The 22,111-nt window shown below is 58.8% G+C and carries 25 protein-coding genes; 23 read left to right on the top strand and 2 right to left on the bottom strand.

Going from position 1 to position 22,111, the window contains the following annotated elements:
• Nucleotides 1-93 precede the first annotated feature (93 nt).
• Entirely contained in the window at nt 94-672 is a 579-nt protein-coding gene (locus VD17_RS24620) for a Maf family protein (RefSeq protein WP_046056094.1), read from the bottom strand.
• Between the two features lie 106 nt (nt 673-778).
• Between VD17_RS24620 and VD17_RS24625 the strand changes: the two genes are divergently transcribed.
• The 17 genes from VD17_RS24625 to VD17_RS24705 all read left to right on the top strand — a co-directional run bounded on the left by VD17_RS24625 (nt 779) and on the right by VD17_RS24705 (nt 14,485).
• The gene (locus VD17_RS24625; RefSeq protein WP_004371317.1) at nt 779-1,306 is read left to right on the top strand and encodes a YceD family protein; all 528 of its coding nucleotides are present in this window, start codon (nt 779-781) and stop codon (nt 1,304-1,306) included.
• 13 nt (nt 1,307-1,319) lie between these two features.
• The gene (gene rpmF / locus VD17_RS24630) at nt 1,320-1,502 is read left to right on the top strand and encodes a 50S ribosomal protein L32 (protein WP_008152339.1); all 183 of its coding nucleotides are present in this window, start codon (nt 1,320-1,322) and stop codon (nt 1,500-1,502) included.
• A 4-nt stretch (nt 1,503-1,506) separates the two neighbouring features.
• Nucleotides 1,507-2,517 carry a phosphate acyltransferase PlsX gene (gene plsX, locus VD17_RS24635; RefSeq protein WP_080932064.1) on the top strand — a complete coding sequence of 337 codons (1,011 nt, stop codon included), beginning with the start codon at nt 1,507-1,509 and terminating at the stop codon, nt 2,515-2,517.
• Nucleotides 2,518-2,642: 125 nt separating this feature from the next.
• Entirely contained in the window at nt 2,643-3,581 is a 939-nt protein-coding gene (gene fabD, locus VD17_RS24640) for an ACP S-malonyltransferase (RefSeq protein ID WP_046056096.1), read from the top strand.
• A 16-nt stretch (nt 3,582-3,597) separates the two neighbouring features.
• A complete protein-coding gene (gene fabG, locus VD17_RS24645) occupies nt 3,598-4,341 on the top strand; it encodes a 3-oxoacyl-ACP reductase FabG (protein WP_046056097.1) in 744 nt (247 codons plus the stop codon).
• Nucleotides 4,342-4,532: 191 nt separating this feature from the next.
• Nucleotides 4,533-4,769: an acyl carrier protein gene (gene acpP / locus VD17_RS24650; RefSeq protein WP_003442511.1), complete on the top strand. Its 237-nt coding sequence runs from the start codon at nt 4,533-4,535 to the stop codon at nt 4,767-4,769.
• 108 nt (nt 4,770-4,877) lie between these two features.
• Nucleotides 4,878-6,122, top strand: a complete 1,245-nt coding sequence (fabF, locus tag VD17_RS24655) for a beta-ketoacyl-ACP synthase II (protein ID WP_046056098.1) — start codon at nt 4,878-4,880, stop codon at nt 6,120-6,122.
• Nucleotides 6,122-6,937, top strand: a complete 816-nt coding sequence (gene pabC, locus VD17_RS24660; protein WP_046056099.1) for an aminodeoxychorismate lyase — start codon at nt 6,122-6,124, stop codon at nt 6,935-6,937. The genes fabF and pabC overlap by 1 nt, the downstream gene beginning before the upstream one ends.
• 3 nt (nt 6,938-6,940) lie before the next feature.
• Nucleotides 6,941-8,206: an endolytic transglycosylase MltG gene (gene mltG, locus VD17_RS24665; RefSeq protein WP_046056100.1), complete on the top strand. Its 1,266-nt coding sequence runs from the start codon at nt 6,941-6,943 to the stop codon at nt 8,204-8,206.
• Nucleotides 8,207-8,225: 19 nt separating this feature from the next.
• The gene (gene tmk / locus VD17_RS24670; protein ID WP_008152325.1) at nt 8,226-8,858 is read left to right on the top strand and encodes a dTMP kinase; all 633 of its coding nucleotides are present in this window, start codon (nt 8,226-8,228) and stop codon (nt 8,856-8,858) included.
• Nucleotides 8,851-9,840 carry a DNA polymerase III subunit delta' gene (locus VD17_RS24675; protein ID WP_033056957.1) on the top strand — a complete coding sequence of 330 codons (990 nt, stop codon included), beginning with the start codon at nt 8,851-8,853 and terminating at the stop codon, nt 9,838-9,840. The genes tmk and VD17_RS24675 overlap by 8 nt, the downstream gene beginning before the upstream one ends.
• Nucleotides 9,841-9,882: 42 nt before the next feature.
• On the top strand, nt 9,883-10,239 hold the full coding sequence (locus tag VD17_RS24680) for a PilZ domain-containing protein (protein WP_033056958.1): 357 nt from the start codon (nt 9,883-9,885) through the stop codon (nt 10,237-10,239).
• A 14-nt stretch (nt 10,240-10,253) separates the two neighbouring features.
• A complete protein-coding gene (locus tag VD17_RS24685; protein WP_046056101.1) occupies nt 10,254-11,039 on the top strand; it encodes a TatD family hydrolase in 786 nt (261 codons plus the stop codon).
• 342 nt (nt 11,040-11,381) lie between these two features.
• The gene (locus tag VD17_RS24690; RefSeq protein WP_008152317.1) at nt 11,382-12,020 is read left to right on the top strand and encodes a TetR/AcrR family transcriptional regulator; all 639 of its coding nucleotides are present in this window, start codon (nt 11,382-11,384) and stop codon (nt 12,018-12,020) included.
• Nucleotides 12,021-12,159: 139 nt separating this feature from the next.
• The gene (locus tag VD17_RS24695) at nt 12,160-13,128 is read left to right on the top strand and encodes a GTP 3',8-cyclase MoaA (RefSeq protein WP_046056102.1); all 969 of its coding nucleotides are present in this window, start codon (nt 12,160-12,162) and stop codon (nt 13,126-13,128) included.
• Nucleotides 13,129-13,298: 170 nt separating this feature from the next.
• Nucleotides 13,299-13,907 carry a DUF4823 domain-containing protein gene (locus tag VD17_RS24700; RefSeq protein ID WP_033056964.1) on the top strand — a complete coding sequence of 203 codons (609 nt, stop codon included), beginning with the start codon at nt 13,299-13,301 and terminating at the stop codon, nt 13,905-13,907.
• Nucleotides 13,908-13,924: 17 nt separating this feature from the next.
• Nucleotides 13,925-14,485, top strand: coding sequence for a DUF1285 domain-containing protein (locus tag VD17_RS24705; protein WP_046056103.1), 561 nt, complete (start codon nt 13,925-13,927; stop codon nt 14,483-14,485).
• 61 nt (nt 14,486-14,546) lie between these two features.
• Here the strand turns inward: VD17_RS24705 and VD17_RS24710 are convergent, their stop codons facing one another.
• The gene (locus tag VD17_RS24710) at nt 14,547-15,419 is read right to left on the bottom strand and encodes an esterase/lipase family protein (RefSeq protein ID WP_046056104.1); all 873 of its coding nucleotides are present in this window, start codon (nt 15,417-15,419) and stop codon (nt 14,547-14,549) included.
• 194 nt (nt 15,420-15,613) lie between these two features.
• Between VD17_RS24710 and VD17_RS24715 the strand changes: the two genes are divergently transcribed.
• The 6 genes from VD17_RS24715 to araH all read left to right on the top strand — a co-directional run bounded on the left by VD17_RS24715 (nt 15,614) and on the right by araH (nt 22,070).
• A complete protein-coding gene (locus tag VD17_RS24715; RefSeq protein ID WP_046056105.1) occupies nt 15,614-16,330 on the top strand; it encodes a FadR/GntR family transcriptional regulator in 717 nt (238 codons plus the stop codon).
• Between the two features lie 132 nt (nt 16,331-16,462).
• A complete protein-coding gene (locus tag VD17_RS24720) occupies nt 16,463-17,338 on the top strand; it encodes an SMP-30/gluconolactonase/LRE family protein (protein ID WP_046056106.1) in 876 nt (291 codons plus the stop codon).
• A gap of 198 nt (nt 17,339-17,536) precedes the next feature.
• On the top strand, nt 17,537-18,355 hold the full coding sequence (locus VD17_RS24725) for an SDR family oxidoreductase (RefSeq protein WP_008152305.1): 819 nt from the start codon (nt 17,537-17,539) through the stop codon (nt 18,353-18,355).
• Nucleotides 18,356-18,477: 122 nt separating this feature from the next.
• Nucleotides 18,478-19,482 carry a substrate-binding domain-containing protein gene (locus tag VD17_RS24730; protein ID WP_046056107.1) on the top strand — a complete coding sequence of 335 codons (1,005 nt, stop codon included), beginning with the start codon at nt 18,478-18,480 and terminating at the stop codon, nt 19,480-19,482.
• A gap of 65 nt (nt 19,483-19,547) precedes the next feature.
• Entirely contained in the window at nt 19,548-21,092 is a 1,545-nt protein-coding gene (gene araG / locus VD17_RS24735) for an L-arabinose ABC transporter ATP-binding protein AraG (RefSeq protein ID WP_033056976.1), read from the top strand.
• 9 nt (nt 21,093-21,101) lie between these two features.
• Complete coding sequence (gene araH, locus VD17_RS24740; protein WP_033056977.1) at nt 21,102-22,070, top strand: L-arabinose ABC transporter permease AraH; 969 nt, start codon at nt 21,102-21,104, stop codon at nt 22,068-22,070.
• Nucleotides 22,071-22,111 lie beyond the last annotated feature (41 nt).

Here is a 22,111-nt window from a genome sequence, read left to right on the forward strand (position 1 = left end):
ACCTATTTCAGGACTAGACAGACAGATCCTACAAGGGGTATGCATTTCAATGTAGGAGCTGTCGAGTGAAACGAGGCTGCGATCTTTTGATCTTTAAGGTGTCTGCACACCTTCGGCCAGCAACATGTCGACCAGGCGAATCAATGGCAGGCCGATCAGGCTGGTGGCGTCAGGGCCTTCGGTGCTTTGAAACAGGCTCACCCCCAAACCTTCGGCCTTGAAGCTGCCAGCGCAGTCGTAGGGCTGTTCGGTGCGCAGGTAGCGTTCGATGCGCGCCTGATCGAGCGTGCGCATGTGTACTGTGAACGGCACGCAGTCGACCTGGCATTCACCGGTCTGGCTATTGAGCAGCGCCAGGCCGGTGAGGAAGGTCACGCTGGCGCCACTCGAAGCCAACAATTGTTCGCGGGCCTTTTCGAAGGTGTGCGGTTTGCCGATAATCCGTTCGCCAAGTACCGCGACCTGATCGGAGCCGATGATCAGATGAGCGGGGTGGCTGCCGGCCAGCGCACGTGCTTTTTCCTCGGCGAGGCGCTTGACCAGCGCGATGGCGGACTCGCCCGGGCGATGGCTTTCGTCGATATCCGGCGAGCTGCAGGTAAACGGCAGCTGCAAGCGGGCCAGCAATTCCCGGCGATAAACCGAGCTTGAAGCGAGTAATAAAGGCAGCATGCGCATCTCCAGAAGACAGGCGCGAATTCTAGCGGAGGCTTGCAAGTGACGGACAGGGCTGAATTTCCTTTGACATGGCTGGGGGCATCCCTATAATGCTGCGCCTATGTTGAATGACCCGATTCCACCTCACGTTGACCCGCGCAAATTGGCTGATCGTGGCACCACCCTTCAAGGTGAACTGCTGCTGGCCGATTTGGAGAGACTCTGCGACCCGCTTTCCGACACTGTCGGTACGGTGCAGGCTAAATTCGTTTTTGAACGAGATGAACGTAAGTCTGTGGTAATCCACAGCTTTATCGACACCGAAGTCAAAATGGTTTGCCAGCGTTGTCTTGAGCTGGTCACCCTGCCGATCCATAGCGAATGCAGTTATGCTGTGGTGAAGGAGGGTGCGAATACCCAGTCGTTGCCGAAAGGTTATGACGTGCTGGAACTGGGCGAAGATCCTTTGGATCTGCAGTCACTGATCGAGGAGGAGCTTCTGCTCGCCTTGCCCATTGTGCCTGCTCATCATCCGGAAGAATGCCAGCAGCCGGCGGGTCTCGATGAGCCCGAACCGAGCGAGGACGAGGTAACGCGGTCCAACCCGTTCAGTGTATTGGCGCAGTTAAAGCGTGACCCAAACGTTTAGGAGTTAATCAATTATGGCTGTTCAGCAGAACAAAAAATCCCGCTCTGCCCGTGACATGCGTCGTTCGCACGACGCCCTGACGGCAAGCACTCTGTCTGTAGAAAAAACCACCGGTGAAATTCACCTGCGTCACCACGTATCGCCAGAAGGCGTATACCGTGGCCGTAAAGTGATCGACAAGGGCGCTGACGAGTAATCACTTGTCTGCTCAAGTCATCGCGATTGACGCAATGGGCGGGGACTTCGGTCCCCGCAGCATTGTTCAGGCCAGCCTTGCTTGCCTGTCTGCTACGCCCTCGCTACACCTGACCCTCGTCGGTCAACCCTCCCTCCTTGAAGAATTGCTCTCTGGCCAATCGGCTGTGGATCGCTCGCGCCTGTCGATTGCTCCGGCGTCCGAAGTCATCACTATGGACGAAAAACCTGCACAGGCCCTGCGCGGCAAGCCCGACTCGTCGATGCGCGTGGCGCTGGAATTGCTGCGCGATGGCAAGGTCCAGGCGTGTGTCAGTGCCGGCAATACCGGTGCGCTGATGGCGTTGTCGCGTTTCGTGCTCAAGACCTTGCCAGGCATTGATCGGCCGGCGATGGTGGCGGCGATTCCTACGCAGAAGGGTTATTGCCAGTTGCTCGACCTGGGCGCCAATGTCGATTGCAGCGCCGAGCATCTGTTGCAGTTCGCTGTGATGGGGTCGGTGGCGGCGGAAACCCTGGGCATCGTTCGTCCGCGAGTGGCGCTGCTGAACATCGGTACTGAAGACATCAAGGGCAACCAACAGGTCAAGCTGGCGGCCACCTTGTTGCAGGGTGCTCGCGGCATCAATTACATCGGTTTTGTCGAGGGTGACGGTGTGTACCGTGGCGAGGCGGATGTGGTGGTATGTGACGGTTTTGTCGGCAATATCCTGCTCAAGTCCAGCGAAGGCCTGGCGATCATGATTGCCGGGCGCATCGAAGCCTTGTTCAAGAAAAACCTCGCGTCTAAAGTGGTCGGCGCTCTGGCGCTGCCGCTGATGAAGCGCTTGCAAGCTGATCTGGCGCCTGCGCGGCATAACGGCGCAAGCTTCCTCGGGTTGCAGGGAATTGTGGTGAAAAGCCATGGTTCGGCGGGGGTTCAGGGCTTCCAGAGTGCGATTCAGCGTGCCTTGATCGAGATCCAGGAAAACCTGCCGGAACGTATTCACGGTCGCCTGGAAGATTTGTTGCTTTAGGCGTTTTCGTCGGACAATGCTTAAATGTGACCGCTCAGTTCAATTTGCCATCCAACTGTCAGTTTCTTGCGTCCTCCAAGCGGGACGTCAATTCTCCGACGACAAGATCATTAGGGGCTTGTTACATGTCTGCTTCCCTCGCATTCGTCTTTCCGGGACAGGGTTCGCAGTCCCTCGGCATGCTGGCCGAGTTGGGCGCGCAACATCCGGTTGTCCTCGAAACATTCAAAGAAGCTTCCGATGCTCTGGGTTACGACCTGTGGGCACTGACCCAGCAAGGGCCGGAAGAGCAACTCAATCAAACCGATAAAACCCAGCCGGCCATTCTGACTGCCTCGATTGCCTTGTGGCGTCTGTGGCTGGCTGAAGGCGGCGCGCGTCCGGCTTATGTTGCCGGTCACAGCCTGGGCGAATACAGCGCTCTGGTCGCTGCGGGCAGCCTGAGCCTGGGCGACGCGGTGAAGCTGGTTGAACGCCGTGGTCAGTTGATGCAGGAAGCCGTTCCGGCCGGGCAAGGTGGCATGGCCGCCATTCTCGGTCTGGACGATGCTGATGTGCTGGCAGCCTGTGCCGAAGCGGCGCAAGGCGAAGTGGTCAGTGCGGTCAACTTCAACTCCCCTGGCCAGGTGGTCATCGCCGGTGCCAAGGCAGCGGTCGAGCGCGCCATCGAAGGCTGCAAGGCCCGTGGTGCCAAGCGCGCCATGCCATTGCCGGTCAGCGTGCCGTCCCATTGCGAGCTGATGCGTCCGGCGGCCGAGCGTTTCGCCGAGTCGATCGCAGCGATCGACTGGCAGGCGCCGCAGATTCCGGTGGTTCAGAACGTCAGCGCCACTGTGCCGGCCGATCTGGATACCCTCAAGCGCGATTTGCTTGAGCAGCTTTACAAGCCTGTACGCTGGGTCGAATCGGTTCAGGCGCTGGCCGCCAAAGGTGCTACCCAGTTGGTCGAATGCGGCCCAGGTAAAGTGCTGGCTGGCTTGAACAAGCGTTGCGCCGAAGGCGTGTCGACATCCAACCTCAATACCCCCGACGCCTTCGCTGCCGCTCGCGCAGCGCTGGCTTGAATCAGGAGAAGCCTGCATGAGTCTGCAAGGTAAAGTTGCACTGGTCACTGGCGCGAGCCGCGGTATCGGCCAGGCTATCGCCCTGGAACTGGGTCGTCAGGGCGCCATCGTTATCGGCACCGCGACGTCTGCCTCGGGTGCCGAGCGCATTGCGGCAACCCTGAAAGAAAACGAGATTCAAGGCACTGGCCTGGAACTCAATGTCACCAGCGACGAATCCGTTGCTGCAGTGCTGGCGAGCATTACATCGCAGTTCGGTGCGCCGGCGATCCTGGTCAACAATGCCGGTATCACCCGCGATAATCTGATGATGCGCATGAAAAATGACGAATGGCATGACGTCGTCGATACCAACCTGAACAGTCTGTTCCGCCTGTCCAAGGGCGTTTTGCGCGGTATGACCAAAGCCCGTTGGGGACGAATTATCAGTATTGGCTCGGTTGTGGGTGCCATGGGCAACGCAGGCCAAGTAAACTACGCAGCCGCCAAGGCCGGTCTGGAAGGTTTCAGCCGTTCACTGGCGCGTGAAGTCGGTTCGCGTTCGATTACGGTAAACTCGGTGGCCCCTGGGTTCATCGACACCGATATGACCCGCGAACTGCCCGAGGCACAGCGTGAAGCCTTGCAGACGCAGATTCCGCTGGGCCGTCTGGGACAAGCTCAAGAGATCGCGTCTGTGGTCGCTTTTCTTGCATCCGACGGTGCGGCTTACGTTACTGGGGCTACAATCCCGGTGAACGGCGGGATGTACATGAGTTAAATGTGACGGATCGCTTCAAAAAAATGTCATACGAGCTGTCTAAAATCCGTTATAAAGCTGCAATCTATTTATAGGCAGAGGGTCGTCGGGTTTGAGGAGTGAAGCTTTCAGTTGAAAAACTGAAAAGTCTTTCTATACACTTACCCACTGGCCAGCTGCCTGAATTTGTCCATTAGGAGTGAAAACAAGGTATGAGCACCATCGAAGAGCGCGTCAAGAAAATCGTTGCTGAGCAACTGGGCGTTAAAGAAGAAGAAGTGGTCAACACTGCTTCCTTCGTTGAAGACCTGGGTGCCGACTCCCTTGACACCGTTGAGCTGGTGATGGCTCTGGAAGAGGAATTCGAGACCGAAATCCCTGACGAAGAAGCTGAGAAGATCACTACTGTACAAGCTGCAATCGATTACGTTACAAACCACCAGGCTTAATAGCTTGTAATCGTTGCTTGCTGTCATGGAAAAACCGCACTGCCATCATGGCGTGCGGTTTTTTCTTTAGGCCTGATGCAAAGTCGTCATTTGAAAAAGGAGAGTGCTGTGTCGCGTAGACGCGTCGTAGTCACCGGTATGGGTATGTTGTCGCCACTGGGCACGGATGTGCCGAGCAGTTGGCAGGGCATTCTGGCTGGCCGCAGTGGCATTGGTCTGATCGAACACACCGACCTTTCTGCCTATTCCACCCGTTTTGGCGGCTCGGTAAAGGGCTTCAATGTCGAGGAATACCTGTCGGTCAAGGAAGCTCGCAAGCTCGACTTGTTCATTCAATACGGTCTGGCCGCAGGTTTTCAGGCAGTTCGTAACGCCGGTCTGGAAGTCACCGACTCCAACCGTGAGCGCATTGGCGTGGCCATGGGGTCGGGTATTGGCGGATTGACCAATATCGAAGAAACCAGCCGCACCCTGCATGATTCCGGCCCACGACGGATTTCTCCGTTTTTCGTACCTGGCTCGATCATCAATATGATTTCCGGTTTCCTGTCCATCCATCTGGGCGCACAGGGACCTAACTACGCCATCGCCACCGCGTGTACCACCGGTACGCACTGCATCGGCATGGCGGCACGCAACATCATGTACGACGAAGCCGACGTGATGATTGCCGGCGGCGCTGAAATGGCGGCTTGCGGTCTGGGCATGGGCGGCTTCGGTGCCTCCCGCGCGCTGTCGACCCGCAACGACGAGCCGACCCGCGCCAGCCGTCCATGGGACAAGGGCCGTGATGGCTTCGTGCTGTCCGACGGTGCCGGCGCTCTGGTTCTCGAAGAGTTGGAGCACGCCAAGGCCCGTGGCGCGACGATCTATGCCGAGCTGATCGGCTTTGGCACCAGTGGCGATGCTTACCACATGACTTCGCCTCCGGCCGATGGCGCGGGTGCTGCACGTTGCATCATCAATGCGCTGCGCGATGCCAAGATCAATGGCGACCAGGTTCAGTACGTCAACGCCCACGGCACCTCGACGTCGGCCGGCGACCTTGCCGAAGCCTGTGCGATCAAGTCGGTGTTCGGCGATCACGCTTACAAGCTGGCCGTCAGTTCGACCAAGTCCATGACCGGTCACCTGTTGGGTGCGGCGGGCGCGGTCGAAGCGATCTTCAGTGTGCTGGCGATCAACAGCCAGGTAGCGCCGCCGACCATCAACCTTGATGAGCCGGACGAAGGTTGCGACCTCGACTTCGTACCGCATACCGCGCGTAATATGGATATCGATGTGGTGTTGTCCAACTCCTTCGGGTTTGGCGGTACCAACGGCTCGCTGGTGTTCCGTCGGTTCGCTGACTGATGGACAGCTGGGTCGACGGTCAGCCGGCTGACGCTTTGTCGCTGAAGGATCGCGGCCTGGCTTACGGCGATGGTCTGTTCGAGACCATCGCTGTACACGACGGCACTCCGGTGCTGCTGGATCGGCATCTGGTGCGTCTGGTCAAGGGTTGCCAGCGGTTGGCAATTAATCTCGATCAGGCGGCTGTGTGCACTGAGTTGCTGACCTATGCCCAAGCGTTGGGCGAAGGTGTGCTCAAGCTCATCGTCACGCGTGGCGAAAGCGCGCGCGGCTATGCGCCCGATCCTTCGGCTCAGGCGCGCCGCATCATGCTGGGCAACCCTCCTGCGGTTTATCCTGCGGCCAATGCGGAGCAGGGCGTTCGCCTGTTCCCCTGTGCGACGCGGCTTTCCAGGCAGCCTCTGCTCGCCGGACTCAAACACCTGAACCGTCTTGAACAGGTCATCGCCCGCTCTGAATGGCAAGACACCGATCATGCTGAAGGCTTGATGCTCGATCAGGCCGGGCGCGTCATTGAAGGCGTGTTCAGCAATCTGTTCCTGATCCGCGATGGCGTGCTGATCACCGCTGATTTGAAGCGCTGCGGCGTGGCCGGCGTGATGCGTGCCGAATTATTGTTTCAAGCCGAGTCATTGGGGATCCCCACCCAAATCACCGATATCACCCTCGATCAGCTGCAATGGGCTGATGAAGTCTTTGTCTGCAACAGCGTGTATGGCGTTTGGCCGGTGCGCGCCTATGCCGCACTGAGCTGGCCGGTTGGTCCGCTCACCCGTAAACTCCAAACCATTGCCCGCGCGCTACTGGATGCTTGATACGTGAGACGTAAATTCTTGCTGTTGCTGGAAACCGGATTGGTTCTGGCAGGGCTGTGTCTGGGCGCTTCTGCCTGGAAAATCCATTCGGCGCTGAAACAGCCGCTGAACATCACTCAAGAAGAGCTGCTGGAAGTGCCAAAAGGCACGACACCGACTCGCACCTTCTATCGACTCGAAGCCGATGGCGTTATCAAGGACGCTTTCTGGCTGCGGGTGTATTGGCGCTTCAATCTCGCCAAGCAACCGTTGCACAAGGGCGAATACCGCATGCAGCCCGGCATGACCGTCGAAGGCCTGATTGACCTGTGGAAACGCGGGGAAATGGTTCAGTACAGCCTGACCCTGGTCGAGGGCTGGAATTTCCATCAGGTCCGCGCTGCTCTGGCCAAGGATGAAAAACTCGAAAAGACCCTCGACGGTTTGAGTGATAGCGAGGTGATGGACAAGCTCGGCCACACCGGGATTTTTCCGGAAGGACGATTCTTCCCTGACACCTATCGCTTCGTGCGCGGCATGACCGATGTCGAGCTGCTGAAAAAAGCCTACGACCGCCTAGACGAAGTCCTGGCCAAGGAATGGAGCCAGCGCGCCGCTGACGTGCCGTACACCGAACCCTATCAGGCGCTGATCATGGCCTCGCTGGTGGAGAAGGAAACCGGTGTGCCGCAGGAGCGCGGGCAAATCGCTGGCGTGTTTGTACGGCGCATGGAAATGGGCATGTTGTTGCAGACTGATCCGACCGTGATCTACGGCCTCGGTGATCGTTACAACGGCAAATTGACTCGCGCCCATCTCAAGGAAGCGACGCCGTACAACACCTACATGATTTCGGGGCTGCCGCCGACCCCGATCGCCATGGTCGGCCGCGAAGCGATTCATGCAGCGCTGAATCCGGTGGCTGGCAATAGCCTCTATTTCGTTGCTCGTGGTGATGGCAGCCACGTGTTCTCCGATGATCTGGACGCGCACAATAACGCTGTGCGTGAGTTCCAGATCAAGCGCCGTGCCGACTACCGCTCCAGCCCGGCGCCGACCACGGCGCCAGAGGCGACGGATGAGCAGGCACCGATCCCGGCTGCTTCTCCCGACACAGCCCCAGAGGCTTTGCCCCAAGTGCCGCCGCAAGAGCCTGCTCAGGCGGCGCCAGCAGAGCCGCAAGCGCCTGACCCGTCGCCCTCAACGGAATCTGCTCCAGAGCCCACTCAAGAACCCGCAGCCGCACCCGCGCCCGAACTGGATGCAACCGCGCCGCAAAGCCCGCAATGACTCTGACTAAGGACTGCCTGTGACTGGCTTGTTTATTACCCTGGAAGGCCCGGAAGGGGCCGGCAAGAGCACCAATCGCGAATACCTGGCCGAGCGCCTGCGCGCCGCTGGTATCGAGGTCGTGCTGACTCGCGAACCAGGCGGCACGCCGTTGGCCGAGCGGATCCGCGAAGTGCTGCTGGCGCCGGTTGACGAAGTCATGAACCCCGACACCGAGTTGCTGTTGGTGTTCGCCGCGCGAGCCCAGCATCTGGCCGAGGTGATTCGCCCGGCGCTGGCCCGCGGTGCGGTGGTCCTGTGTGATCGCTTTACCGATTCGACCTACGCCTATCAGGGCGGCGGTCGCGGCCTGTCGCTGGAGCGCATCGCGACCCTGGAAACCTTCGTCCAGGGCGATCTGCGCCCGGACCTGACGTTGATTTTCGATCTGCCGGTGGAAGTGGGCCTGGCCCGCGCCAGCGCTCGCGGTCGTCTGGATCGCTTCGAACTCGAAGGCAGAACCTTTTTTGATGCAGTGCGCAGTGCCTTCCTCAAGCGTGCTGAAGCGGATCCTGCGCGTTATGTCCTGGTCGATGCCGCCCAGCCGTTGGCGCAGGTTCAGCAGTCACTGGATGCCTTGTTGCCGCGCCTGCTGGAGTTGACCCGTGGCTGAAGCCTATCCGTGGCAGGACAGTCTCTGGCAGCATTTGGCTGGTCGCAAGCAACATGCTCACGCCTATCTGTTGCATGGTCCGGCCGGGATCGGCAAGCGTGCGCTGGCCGAGCGCTTGATGGCCAGTTTGCTGTGCCAACGTCCGAGCGCCGCCCACGATGCTTGCGGCGAATGCAAATCCTGCCTGTTGCTCAAGGCCGGCAGTCACCCTGACAACTACATTCTGGAACCGGAAGAAGCCGATAAGGCGATCAAGGTCGATCAGGTTCGTGATCTGGTCAGCTTCGTGGTTCAGACCGCGCAGATGGGCGGCCGCAAAGTGGTGCTGATCGAGCCGGTCGAGTCGATGAACATCAACGCCGCCAACGCTTTGCTCAAAAGCCTTGAAGAGCCTTCCGGCGATACCGTTTTGCTGTTGGTCAGCCACCAGACCAGTCGTCTGTTGCCGACTATCAAGAGCCGCTGCGTGCAGCAGGCTTGTCCATTGCCGAGCGAAGCCATGAGTCTTGCATGGCTGGCGAAAGCCTTGCCGGACTGCTCGGAAGAAGAGCGTGTCGAGTTGCTGACCCTGGCCGCCGGTTCGCCACTGGCCGCCGTCAACTTGCAGGCCCAGGGCGTGCGCGAGCAGCGGGCGCTGGTGGTCGATGGCGTGAAGAAGTTGCTCAAGCAGCAACAGTCACCAACGCAACTGGCCGAAGGCTGGAATGCGATTCCGCTGTTGTTGCTGTTCGATTGGTTCTGCGACTGGTCGAGCCTGATCCTGCGCTATCAGCTGACGCAGGACGAAGAAGGCCTGGGACTGACGGACATGCGCAAGGTGATTCAGTACCTGGCGCAGAAAGCCGGCCAGGACAAGGTCCTGAATATTCAGGACTGGATCCTCGCCCAGCGCCAGAAAGTGATGAGCAAAGCCAACCTCAATCGGGTGTTGTTGCTGGAGGCGCTGTTGGTGCAATGGGTGGGTTTGCCTACCCAGAAGTGATCGTCTGTGCTTAGACTCTGAGCATCAGCAACGGAGGTCAGCATGAATGAACTCGTCAATCCTGGGCCGCGCAACGGCATTTTGTCCCTGACGATCAAGGACAAGTCTGTGCTTTACGCGGCCTACATGCCTTTCATCAAGAACGGTGGCCTGTTTATCCCGACCAACAAGAGTTACAAGTTGGGCGATGAGGTATTCATGCTGTTGAACCTGATGGACGAGCCGGAGAAGATTCCGGTCGCCGGCAAGGTCACCTGGATCACCCCCAAAGGTGCGCAGGGCAACCGGGCCGCCGGGGTCGGCGTACAATTCAACGATGGCGACAATACCGCGCGCAGTCGAATCGAAACCCATCTGGCCGGAGCCCTGAAGTCCGACCGTCCCACTCATACGATGTAAGTTGCAGCCCTTTTATGCTCGTAGATTCCCATTGCCACCTTGATCGCCTCGACCTCGCCGCCCATGACGGCTCCCTGGATGCTGCACTGGACGCCGCCCGTCTGCGCGGGGTAGGGCACTTTCTGTGTATCGGCGTCAGCGTCGAGAATGCCGCCGACGTCAAAGCCCTGGCCGAACGTTACGACGACGTCGACTGTTCGGTTGGCGTGCATCCGCTGGACGTGCAGCCGGGCGCCGCGCCAGCGCTGGATTGGCTGTTACAGGAGCTGAACCACCCGCGTGTGGTGGCGATCGGTGAAACCGGTCTGGATTACCACTACGAGCCGGAAGCAGCGGAGTTGCAGCAGGAGTCGTTTCGCCTGCATCTACAAGCGGCGCAGCAGACGGGCAAACCGGTAATCATCCACACCCGTGGTGCCCGCGCCGATACGTTGAGCCTGTTGCGCGAAGCGGCGCTGCCCCAGGCTGGCGTGCTGCATTGTTTCACCGAAGACTGGGACATGGCCAAAGCAGCATTGGACATGGGGTATTACATTTCCTTGTCCGGGATTGTCACTTTCCGCAATGCCGACGCTCTGCGTGACGTGGCCAGTAAAGTGCCGGCTGATCGATTGCTGGTGGAAACCGACTCGCCTTACCTGGCGCCGATCCCTCATCGCGGTAAGCCGAACCTGCCGCAGTACGTGCGCGACGTAGCGGAATTTCTGGCAATGTTGCGAGGTGAGCCCTACGAGCGGTTTGCCGAGCAAACCACCGAGAACTTCAAGCGACTGTTTCCGCTGGCGCATGTGAAAGGTTAAATCGCAGGCAAAAAAAACCCGGGTTCTGGGGGGTGAATCCGGGTTAAGACCATTAGGAGTAAAACAAAGGCACGCGGTCCGTTGGTACCTATATCGGCGCAACACTTGGGGGAGATGTCCCGCCGACAGTTGAAGTATTGATCACTATTGCGCCTCGTCCAGTTTACCGGCGCCGGTTTTTAAACAAATTTGGAATACGGGCGCTTCGGTTGAGTTCTCATTAATCTGCGAGGCCGTCGGAATTCATCAAGAAACACATATATGGTCGGATGATCCGTGCATTTTTGCGCAAGTTAGGCATAATACGCGGCTTCGAATTTTGACCCCTACAGACCTTTTCTTATGCATAAAGAACCTCGTAAGGTCCGTGAGTTTCGTCGCCGCGAGCAAGAAATTCTCGATACCGCGCTCAAGCTGTTCCTCGATCAAGGTGAAGACAGTGTCACCGTCGAGATGATTGCTGATGCCGTCGGTATCGGCAAAGGCACAATCTACAAGCACTTCAAATCCAAGGCCGAGATCTATCTGCGCCTGATGCTCGATTACGAGCGCGATTTGAACGAGCTGTTGCATTCGGCCGATGTCGACAAGGACAAGGAAGCCCTGTCCCGGGCCTACTTCGAATTCCGCATGCGCGACCCTCAACGCTATCGGTTGTTCGATCGCCTGGAAGAGAAGGTGGTCAAGGGCAATCAGGTGCCGGAGATGGTCGAGGAGCTGCACAAGATTCGCGCCTCGAACTTCGAACGCCTGACCCTGCTGATCAAGGGCCGGATCAGCGAAGGCAAGCTCGAAGACGTACCGCCTTATTTCCATTACTGCGCATCCTGGGCGCTGGTGCACGGTGCCGTGGCGCTGTATCACTCGCCGTTCTGGAGCAATGTGCTGGAAGATCAGGAAGGCTTCTTCCAGTTCCTGATGGACATCGGCGTGCGCATGGGCAACAAGCGCAAGCGCGATACCGACACCCCGAGCAGCTGAACCATTCAGTTGCCTTATTGCGCCATGATTTCGCTACGTGGTGCAGTACCGCAGGAATATACTCAGGCATAGGACTTGCTAAAACTTGATTTGTGAGTCAAGTTTTAGCGGTCCGAATATTCTTCCGCCGGAGTAGTCCATGATCGTTGACCGTCAAGGCAGGCGTTTTCGCAATTTGCGAATCAGTCTGACTTCAGCCTGCAATTACGCTTGTACCTACTGCGTGCCCAACGGCAAGCGGTTGGTCGCTGCGCAGGATGAATTGTCGGCCGAGTCCATGGCGCGTGGCGTGGCCTATCTGATCGAGGCCGCCGGTATCGAGCGTTTGCGCATCACCGGCGGCGAGCCGCTGGTCAGCCCCAAACTCGAAACCTTCATGACCGCTGTCGGGCAGATGGGCCTGGCGGACATCAGCCTCACCACCAACGGTCAGCTGCTGGCGAAGAAGCTGCCACTGCTGGTGGATGCCGGCATTCGTCGCATCAACGTTTCCCTCGATACCCTGGATGCCAGCGCTTTTCGTAGCATTGCCCGTGGCGGCGATCTGGCGACTGTGCTCGACGGTATGGATCAGGCCAGTGCCGCCGGCCTGAAGATCAAGGTCAATATGGTGCCGCTGCGTGGGCAGAACCTCGATCAAGTAATGCCGCTACTCGATTACTGTCTGGAGCGCGGCTACGAGCTTCGCTTCATCGAGTTGATGCGTATGGGGCACCTGGCCAGCGACTCCAATGCTTTCCTGCAACAGTTTGTCAGCCTTCAACAGTTGCTCAGCCTGATCGGCGAGCGCTACGAATACCTTCAGGCCGATGCGCCGGTAGACGCCACCGCCGTGCGTTACCAGATTCCGGGGCAGGGCTACTTCGGCATTATCGCCAACGAAAGCGTTCCTTTCTGCCGCACCTGTTCTCGGCTGCGTCTGTCCTCCACGGGCTGGCTGCACGGCTGCCTGTCGTCGAGCAACCGCCACTATGTCGGCGACCTGCTGGACAAGCCCCGTCATCAAGCGTTGCCCGCCTTGCAGAGACTCTTGGTGAAAGCCTTGGGTGATAAGCAGGAAGTGGCGTTCTCCGGTGGCGCGACCATCATGAAGATCATCGGCGGCTAATCGGGCCTCTTCGCGAGCAGGCTCGCTCCCACAGGTGAAATGCATTCCCCTGTGGGGGCGAGCCTGCTCGCGAGAGCGATTTACAAGACGCTGATGTTTTAAGAGCTGGCGCGGAAGCTGCATCCCATGGCCATTCGCCGGTTTTCCGTCACCGGCCTCTGGAGGGTAGGATGCGTAGCCTGGTTTTGCTGCTGGCCGTTTTGGCGCTTGGTGGCTGCATGAATGTCAGCGATCTGGCTGAAGGGACTCGCTACCACATGAGCGACGCGGGGTTGCTCGACCATAGCGACAGCCGCCGTGTGAATAACCTGCGCATTCAACCGGACTCATTCGTCTATATCGCCCAGGGCGCCTTTGTGCCGCCAGGCAGTACTGTCTACCCACGACCTAACGTGATAGCCGAAGTCGCCTTCGATGGCTTTGTCGAATACTTCCCCATGGTCCGCCGCGCCCGTGCTCCGGAAGGTCTTGATCAAGCCATGGGCGAAGCCCGTGCCGCCGGTGCCCATTACCTGCTCTATACCCGTTTCGCGAAGTCTGATGACCGTATCGGCAACTCGGACGAATGGCTCGATCAGGAAGCCCTGGATCGCCTCGGTATCGATGGCGGCGTGATTCAGATCATGTTGATCGAGACCAGCACCCAGTATTTGATTGATACTGCACGCATCAAGGGGCGTGGCGGTTTACTGACGTTCCACGACAAAAAGCCAGAAGACCTGATGGGCCCGCCGCTGGAGCAATACGCGCGCAGCCTGCTGGGGCTCAGCGACCAGTAATTCAAAAGGAGAACGCCATGAGTGGCCCGCAAAAAGCCAACGATCTGTTGGGGCAAATCCCCAAAACCAAAGGCTTGCCGCCGGTTCACCTGTGGAACCCCGACTTCTGCGGCGACATCGACATGCGGATCGCCCGTGATGGCACCTGGTATTACCTGGGCACGCCGATCGGGCGCAAGCCGATGGTCAAGCTGTTCTCCACCATCATTCGCCGCGATGGTGACGATTACTTCCTCATCACCCCGGTCGAGAAGGTTGGCATCAAGGTCGACGACGCGCCCTTCGTGGCGATTGCCGTGGAGGTCGAAGGCGAGGGTGAAACCCAGGTCTTGCGCTTCACCACCAATGTTGACGAGACCGCCGAGGCCGGCCCCGAACACCCGATGCGCGTGGTGATCGACCCGGTCACGCAGGAACCTGCGCCCTACGTGCATGTGCGCACCAACCTCGAAGCCCTGATCCATCGCAACGTGTTCTACCAACTGGTGGAGCTGGCCGTCACCCGCGAGATCGACGGGCAGCGCTGGTTGGGCGTGTGGAGCGCTGGCGAGTTCTTCCCCATCGGGCTTGAGCCGTAACTCGCCAAGTTGCTGTGTTCTGGAAAATGGCCCGCTATTCAAGCGGGCCATTTTTTTTTGCCTACAAACCTTTGTCCTTTAGCCGAGCCGCATGTTCAAGATAGAGGTGGACCGGGCTTACGTTCCAACTCGTGATCCCGGCCATTTGATTGACTGCATCGAAATGGTCCATCGGGTAATCCGAACGGATGACTTTGCCCAGGTGCGAGCTGTACTGTCCGACCAGCCCATCGTTGGCGTGTTTCTCTTTATAAAAAAACTTCGACAGCACGATACAACTCAAGTGGGACGGATCGAGCGGTTGCAGACTTTGAAAGTTTTGCAGGATCCCGCTCCAGGAGTAGTAGTACACGCCGTTTTCAATTTCGTTGCCTTCCCCGCCCCAATGTTGCGGTAGCCCTTGCGGGTACTTGAGATTGAAAGCGGCCAATCCTGCGCTGGTCAGGGATTCGAAAGCCGCTTGAGCGTCCTGAGGGTTTTCCGGATGGTCGCTGATCGACGAAATGAAGGTGCCGACTGCTTTGAACAGAACCAGTACGAGCGCTTCGGGCATCTCCCCAGGCGTCAGCGCCTTATGCAATTGGTCGGCAATCTCGGAGCCATGATTGGGGCAGCTGACAGAAGTGACTGATGCGACCTTTTCCGGGTGTAGCGCCGCTACGTAGCGTGCAGCCAATGGACCTTGGCTGTGGCCGATAAGATTGACCTTGGCAGCTCCCGTTTCCCGCAATATGCGATTGACGTGTTCGAGCAGTTTTTTACCGCGCTCCTCGTTTCCGTTAACGGCTGGAATGTTAACGGCAAACACTTTGGCCCCAGCGTGCTCCAGAGCTTCCTTGATCTCGAAGAAGTAGGGATAACCGGCAATTTTATCGAAGCCAAAAAGGCCGTGGACCAAAACAATCGGGTATTGCGTAGACGCATCCATGTTCATGCTTATACCTGTCGATAGCGGACTTTAGTTGCGCTTGATCTGTCGCGGCTAACCGTAGGTTACAACGTGGGTTCGTTCAAATCGCTCGCCTGAACGCCGTCAGGCAGAAAAATCAAATTGACACACAATCGTATGATGATTAGCGTAGGCACCCATCGCGAACGGCTATGTGCCGTCCCTGAATCGAGGTGTCCATGTCCAGCAGTTTTCATGCGTCGACGGTCGATTGGCTGGGTTGCTGGATCGCCACGGGGCAGGTCAAACCGGGTGAAACGCTCAAGGTCGAAGCCGATTTGGGCGAGCAACTCGGTGTCAGCCGCACCGTTATCCGCGAAGCCATCAAAACCCTGGTCGCCAAGGGCATGCTCGAAGTCGGGCCAAAGGTCGGCACACGAGTGTTGCCGGTGCGTCGCTGGAACCTCTTCGATCCGCAAGTCGTAGGCTGGCTGTCGCGCAGCGGCTTGCCGGAAAACTTCGTCGACGACTTGCTCGACCTGCGCCGCACCATCGAACCCATGGCCGTCCGCTGGGCTTGCGAGCGCGCTACCGTCGAGCAGGTTCACGCCATCCTTCAGGCTTACAACGCATTGGAGCGGGCAGTGGACAGCGGCGTCGATTACAACCGCGCCGACCAGTTTTTCCACGAGTGCATCCTCGCGGCCAGCCACAATCAATTCATCGAACAAATGGTCCCGGCCCTCGGCGCGCTGCTGGCGGTGTCTTTCGAAGTGTCCGCCGCCGACCCGGACGAACTGCGCCGTACGCTACCGATACACAAAGACATGGCCGAGGCCATCGCCGCCCGGGATGCCGCGCGGGGTGTCTGGGCCTGCATGACCCTGATCGATAACGCCGACCTGGCCATCAAGCGTTTCTACCCGCAAGTCATGGCCGACAGAAAAGCCAGTTGATCACACAAATCCCCTGTGGGAGCGAGCTTGCTCGCGAAGGCGTCAGCACATCCAACATTGATGTCACAGACACACCGCCATCGCGAGCAAGCTCGCTCCCACATAAAGAACAAGAACAATGCAGGAGGTTTCATGACGTGGACTGCGGTTACCGAACACCGGGCACGACTGGGTGAAGGCCCGTTCTGGGATGCGCCTACCCAGGCACTGTACTGGGTTGATATCGCCGGTCAACAAGCGCTGCGGCTGATGGGTGCCAACGTGCAGATCTGGCAGATGCCCGAGCATGTGTCTGCCTTCATCCCCTGCGAAAGCGGCGATGCGCTGGTGACGTTGAACAGCGGCGTGTATCGACTCGATCTGGATTCCCCCGGCCTGGAGCCGCGACTGACGTTGCTCTGCGTCGCCGATCCGCAACCCGGCAATCGCGCCAATGAAGCCCGCTGCGATGCTCAGGGCCGGCTCTGGCTCGGCACCATGCAGAACAACATCGGCGAGCGGGGCGAAGACGTGCCCATTGTGCGGCGTTCCGGTGGCCTGTTTCGCATCGATCGCGATGCTCGGGTCACGCCGTTGCTTCGAGGGTTGGGCATTCCGAACACGTTGCTGTGGAGTGAAGACGCAACCACCGTGTATTTCGCCGACAGCCTCGACAATACGCTCTACCAGTATTTCATCCGCACTGACGGCAACCTCGACCCGGCCCGGGTCTGGTTCGGACCGCATGAACGCGGCGGGCCGGATGGCTCGGCGATGGATGCCGAAGGTTACCTCTGGAACGCTCGCTGGGATGGTAGTTGTCTGCTCAGGCTGACCCCGGACGGACAGGTCGATCGCGTGATCGAGCTGCCCATCAGCCGCCCCACCAGTTGTGTATTCGGGGGGGAAGACATGAAAACCCTGTACATCACCAGCGCCGCGAGCCCGCTCAACCATCCGTTGGACGGTGCGTTGCTGTCGATTCAAGTCGATGTGCCCGGAAAAACCTGTATTCGGTTTGCGGGATGAATCCCAAAATATGGGATGTTAAATTATATATTGAGATTATTTGGCGGTCGGGTTTATAGTCGGCTCCATCAGTTACACGCACTCACACTTAAAAAAACAAAACAGGTGAAGTGATGCAGCGATTTTCCAAAAAGCCTTTTGACCGGACATCGACAGATGCCCGGTTTTTGTCGTGCCTTCAAAAAGGAGACTTGATCCATGGCTGAACCTCTTTCCTTGCCACCGGTGCCCGAACCGCCGAAGGGTGAGCGCCTGAAAAACAAGGTCGTGCTGCTGACCGGTGCTGCTCAGGGTATTGGCGAGGCGATTGTCGCGACCTTCGCTTCCCAGCAGGCCAAGCTGATCATCAGCGATATTCAGGGTGAGAAAGTCGAAAAAGTCGCGGCGCACTGGCGTGACAAGGGCTTCGACGTTCAGGCAATCAAGGCTGACGTTTCCAACCAGCAAGACCTGCACGCCATGGCCAGACTGGCGATCGAGCTGCACGGTCGGATCGACGTGCTGGTCAATTGCGCCGGGGTCAATGTGTTCCGCGACCCGCTGGAAATGACCGAGGAAGACTGGCGCCGCTGCTTCGCCATCGACCTGGACGGCGCCTGGTATGGCTGCAAAGCGGTGCTGCCGCAGATGATCGAGCAAGGCATCGGCAGCATCATCAACATCGCCTCGACCCATTCCACTCACATCATTCCCGGCTGCTTTCCGTACCCGGTGGCCAAACATGGCCTGCTCGGCCTGACTCGCGCCCTGGGCATCGAATACGCGCCGAAGGGTATTCGCGTTAACGCCATCGCGCCGGGTTACATCGAAACCCAACTGAATGTTGATTACTGGAACGGTTTTGCCGACCCGCATGCCGAGCGTCAGCGCGCTTTCGATCTGCATCCGCCACGTCGCATCGGTCAGCCGATCGAAGTGGCCATGACTGCTGTTTTCCTGGCCAGCGATGAAGCGCCGTTCATCAATGCCTCGTGCATCACCATCGATGGCGGTCGCTCGGTCATGTACCACGACTGAGTCAATCGGATTTCAGGCGCGGAACTACGCCTGAAATCCAATCATCATACGATATGACTATTAGCTGCACAGTTTGATTGGCTTTCAAATAACGCTCAAAAAAAATAACAAGGAGTCAGCTTATGAATCGTCGTCGTGGGATCCGTTCCCTGTGCTGTGCCGCTTTGGCGGTCACCGCGGTCAGCCTGAGCAGTTCGTTGCTGGCGGCCGAGGAAGTGAAGATCGGCTTTCTGGTCAAGCAGGCAGAAGAGCCCTGGTTCCAGACCGAATGGGCATTCGCCGAAAAGGCCGGGAGAGAGAAGGGCTTCACCGTCATCAAGATCGCCGTGCCGGACGGCGAGAAAACCCTCTCGGCCATCGACAGCCTCGCCGCCAACGGCGCCAAGGGCTTTGTGATCTGCCCGCCAGACGTATCCCTCGGCCCGGCGATCATGGCCAAGGCCAAGCTCAACGGTTTGAAAGTCATCGCCGTCGATGACCGCTTTGTCGATGCCGGCGGCAAGTTCATGGAAGACGTTCCGTACCTCGGCATGGCCGCGTTCGAAGTCGGCCAGAAGCAGGGCAGCGCCATGGCCACCGAAGCGAAGAAACGTGGCTGGGACTGGAAAGACACCTACGCGGTGATCAACACCTTCAACGAACTCGACACCGGCAAGAAACGCACCGACGGTTCGGTCAAAGCGCTGGAAGACGCCGGCATGCCGAAAGACCACATTCTGTTCTCGGCGCTGAAAACCCTCGACGTACCCGGCAGCATGGACGCCACCAACTCGGCGCTGGTGAAACTGCCGAGCGCAGCGAAAAACCTGATCATCGGCGGCATGAACGACAACACCGTGCTGGGCGGCGTGCGCGCCACCGAGAGCGCCGGTTTTGCCGCGGCCAACGTGATCGGCATCGGCATCAACGGCACCGACGCCATCGGCGAATTGAAGAAGGCCAACAGTGGCTTCTTCGGCTCGATGCTGCCGAGCCCGCACATCGAGGGCTACAACACCGCGAGCATGATGCATGAGTGGGTCACCACCGGCAAAGAACCGCCGAAGTACACCGCGATGGACGACGTGACACTGATCACTCGCGAGAACTTCAAGCAGGAACTGGAAAAGATCGGCCTCTGGAACTGAGGCACGGTTGATTTCATCGGCGGCCCTGGCGATGGGGCTGCCTGATCTGTGTGAAGAGGTGGGTTATGCACGCGCAATCAAAAACACAACAACACAATGCCGGCGGCAGCTTGCGCTTCAACGGGATCGGCAAGACCTTTCCTGGGGTGAAGGCGCTGGATGGCATCAGCTTCGTCGCCCACCCGGGGCAGGTTCATGCCTTGATGGGCGAGAACGGCGCCGGCAAATCGACACTGTTGAAAATCCTCGGCGGTGCTTACACCCCGAGCAGCGGCGACCTGCAGATCGGCGAGCAGGCGATGGTTTTCAAGTCCACCGCCGACAGCATCGGCAGTGGCGTCGCCGTGATCCATCAAGAGTTGCACCTGGTCCCGGAAATGACCGTGGCAGAGAACCTGTTCCTCGGTCATCTGCCGGCCAGTTTCGGCCTGATCAATCGCGGCGCGTTGCGGCAACAGGCATTGGCCTGCCTCAAGGGCCTGGCCGATGAAATCGATCCGCAAGAGAAAGTAGGGCGCCTGTCCCTCGGTCAGCGGCAACTGGTGGAAATCGCCAAGGCGTTGTCCCGTGGGGCGCATGTGATCGCGTTCGACGAACCGACCAGCAGCCTGTCGGCGCGGGAGATTGATCGTTTGATGGCGATCATCGGTCGCCTGCGCGACGAAGGCAAAGTGGTGCTTTACGTCTCCCACCGCATGGAAGAAGTGTTCCGCATCTGCAACGCGGTGACGGTGTTCAAGGACGGTCGCTTTGTGCGTACTTTCGAGGACATGAGCGAACTGACTCACGATCAGTTGGTGACCTGCATGGTCGGTCGCGACATTCAGGACATCTACGATTACCGCCACCGTCAGCGTGGCGCGGTGGCGCTCAAGGTCGACGGTTTGCTGGGGCCGGGTTTGCGTGAGCCGGTGAGTTTCGAGGTGCACAAAGGCGAGATTCTCGGGTTGTTCGGTTTGGTCGGCGCCGGTCGTACCGAGCTGTTCCGCATGCTCAGTGGCCTTGAGCGCAACACCGCCGGGCGCCTGGAATTGCGCGGTCATGAACTGAAGTTGCGTTCACCCCGCGATGCGATTGCCGCCGGGATTCTGCTGTGCCCCGAGGACCGCAAGAAAGAGGGCATCCTGCCGCTTGCCAGCGTCGCCGAGAACATCAACATCAGCGCCCGCGGCGCCCACTCCACTTTCGGTTGCCTATTGCGTGGCTTGTGGGAGAAGGACAACGCCGACAAGCAGATCAAGGCGCTGAAAGTGAAGACCCCCAATGCGGCGCAGAAAATCATGTACCTGTCCGGCGGCAATCAGCAGAAGGCCATTCTCGGCCGCTGGCTGTCGATGCCGATGAAAGTGCTGCTGCTCGACGAACCGACTCGCGGCATCGACATCGGCGCCAAAGCCGAGATCTACCAGATCATCCACAACCTGGCCGCCAGCGGCATCGCGGTGATCGTGGTCTCCAGCGACCTGATGGAAGTGATGGGTATTTCCGACCGCATCCTGGTGCTCTGCGAAGGCGCGATGCGCGGCGAGTTGTCTCGCGCAGAGGCCAATGAATCCAACCTGCTGCAACTGGCTTTGCCGCGCCAACGCGCTGACGGCGTGGCGAACTGAGAGGTGACTATGACTATCCAAAACAACGCTTTGCCCACCCAGCGCAAACCTCTGGACCTGCGGCGTTTTCTCGATGACTGGGTGATGCTGCTGGCGGCCGTCGGGATCTTCGTGCTCTGCACCTTGCTGATCGATAACTTCCTCTCGCCGCTGAACATGCGGGGCCTGGGCCTGGCGATTTCGACGACGGGGATTGCCGCGTGCACCATGTTGTATTGCCTGGCGTCCGGGCACTTCGATTTGTCGGTGGGGTCGGTGATTGCCTGCGCCGGCGTGGTTGCAGCGGTGGTGATGCGCGACACTGACAGCGTGTTTCTCGGTGTGGTGGCGGCGCTGTTCATGGGGCTGATCGTCGGGTTGATCAACGGCATCGTGATCGCCAAGCTGCGGGTCAATGCGTTGATTACCACGTTGGCGACCATGCAGATCGTTCGAGGCCTGGCTTACATCTTCGCCAACGGCAAAGCGGTGGGGGTGTCGCAAGAGCAGTTCTTCGTCTTCGGCAATGGCCAGTTGTTGGGTGTGCCGGTGCCGATCCTGATCACTATCGTTTGCTTCCTGTTTTTCGGCTGGCTGCTGAATTACACCACCTATGGGCGCAACACCATGGCCATCGGCGGTAACCAGGAAGCGGCGCTGCTGGCCGGGGTGAACGTTGACCGGACCAAGATCATTATCTTTGCCGTGCACGGCTTGATCGGGGCGTTGGCCGGGGTGATCCTGGCGTCGCGCATGACGTCCGGACAGCCGATGATTGGCCAGGGTTTTGAGCTGACGGTGATTTCTGCCTGTGTGTTGGGCGGGGTGTCGTTGAGCGGCGGGATCGGCATGATCCGGCATGTGATTGCCGGGGTGTTGATTCTGGCGATCATCGAGAATGCGATGAACCTGAAGAACATTGATACCTTCTACCAGTACGTGATTCGCGGTTCGATCTTGCTGTTGGCCGTGGTCATCGACCGCCTCAAACAGCGCTGACATCCATTATCTGTCGGAGCAAGCTCGCTCCCACATTGGGC

The organism is Pseudomonas fluorescens (genome assembly GCF_000968015.1).
In the GTDB taxonomy this organism is placed as follows: domain Bacteria; phylum Pseudomonadota; class Gammaproteobacteria; order Pseudomonadales; family Pseudomonadaceae; genus Aquipseudomonas; species Aquipseudomonas fluorescens_W.

Coding starts and splice junctions, on each gene's coding strand:
- VD17_RS24620 (WP_046056094.1), bottom strand. CDS start 672: ATGCTGCCTTTATTACTCGCTTCAAGCTCGGTTTATCGCCGGGAATTG.
- VD17_RS24625 (WP_004371317.1), top strand. CDS start 779: ATGTTGAATGACCCGATTCCACCTCACGTTGACCCGCGCAAATTGGCT.
- rpmF (WP_008152339.1), top strand. CDS start 1,320: ATGGCTGTTCAGCAGAACAAAAAATCCCGCTCTGCCCGTGACATGCGT.
- fabD (WP_046056096.1), top strand. CDS start 2,643: ATGTCTGCTTCCCTCGCATTCGTCTTTCCGGGACAGGGTTCGCAGTCC.
- fabG (WP_046056097.1), top strand. CDS start 3,598: ATGAGTCTGCAAGGTAAAGTTGCACTGGTCACTGGCGCGAGCCGCGGT.
- acpP (WP_003442511.1), top strand. CDS start 4,533: ATGAGCACCATCGAAGAGCGCGTCAAGAAAATCGTTGCTGAGCAACTG.
- pabC (WP_046056099.1), top strand. CDS start 6,122: ATGGACAGCTGGGTCGACGGTCAGCCGGCTGACGCTTTGTCGCTGAAG.
- VD17_RS24680 (WP_033056958.1), top strand. CDS start 9,883: ATGAATGAACTCGTCAATCCTGGGCCGCGCAACGGCATTTTGTCCCTG.
- VD17_RS24685 (WP_046056101.1), top strand. CDS start 10,254: ATGCTCGTAGATTCCCATTGCCACCTTGATCGCCTCGACCTCGCCGCC.
- VD17_RS24690 (WP_008152317.1), top strand. CDS start 11,382: ATGCATAAAGAACCTCGTAAGGTCCGTGAGTTTCGTCGCCGCGAGCAA.
- VD17_RS24695 (WP_046056102.1), top strand. CDS start 12,160: ATGATCGTTGACCGTCAAGGCAGGCGTTTTCGCAATTTGCGAATCAGT.
- VD17_RS24700 (WP_033056964.1), top strand. CDS start 13,299: ATGCGTAGCCTGGTTTTGCTGCTGGCCGTTTTGGCGCTTGGTGGCTGC.
- VD17_RS24705 (WP_046056103.1), top strand. CDS start 13,925: ATGAGTGGCCCGCAAAAAGCCAACGATCTGTTGGGGCAAATCCCCAAA.
- VD17_RS24710 (WP_046056104.1), bottom strand. CDS start 15,419: ATGAACATGGATGCGTCTACGCAATACCCGATTGTTTTGGTCCACGGC.
- VD17_RS24715 (WP_046056105.1), top strand. CDS start 15,614: ATGTCCAGCAGTTTTCATGCGTCGACGGTCGATTGGCTGGGTTGCTGG.
- VD17_RS24720 (WP_046056106.1), top strand. CDS start 16,463: ATGACGTGGACTGCGGTTACCGAACACCGGGCACGACTGGGTGAAGGC.
- VD17_RS24725 (WP_008152305.1), top strand. CDS start 17,537: ATGGCTGAACCTCTTTCCTTGCCACCGGTGCCCGAACCGCCGAAGGGT.
- VD17_RS24730 (WP_046056107.1), top strand. CDS start 18,478: ATGAATCGTCGTCGTGGGATCCGTTCCCTGTGCTGTGCCGCTTTGGCG.
- araG (WP_033056976.1), top strand. CDS start 19,548: ATGCACGCGCAATCAAAAACACAACAACACAATGCCGGCGGCAGCTTG.
- araH (WP_033056977.1), top strand. CDS start 21,102: ATGACTATCCAAAACAACGCTTTGCCCACCCAGCGCAAACCTCTGGAC.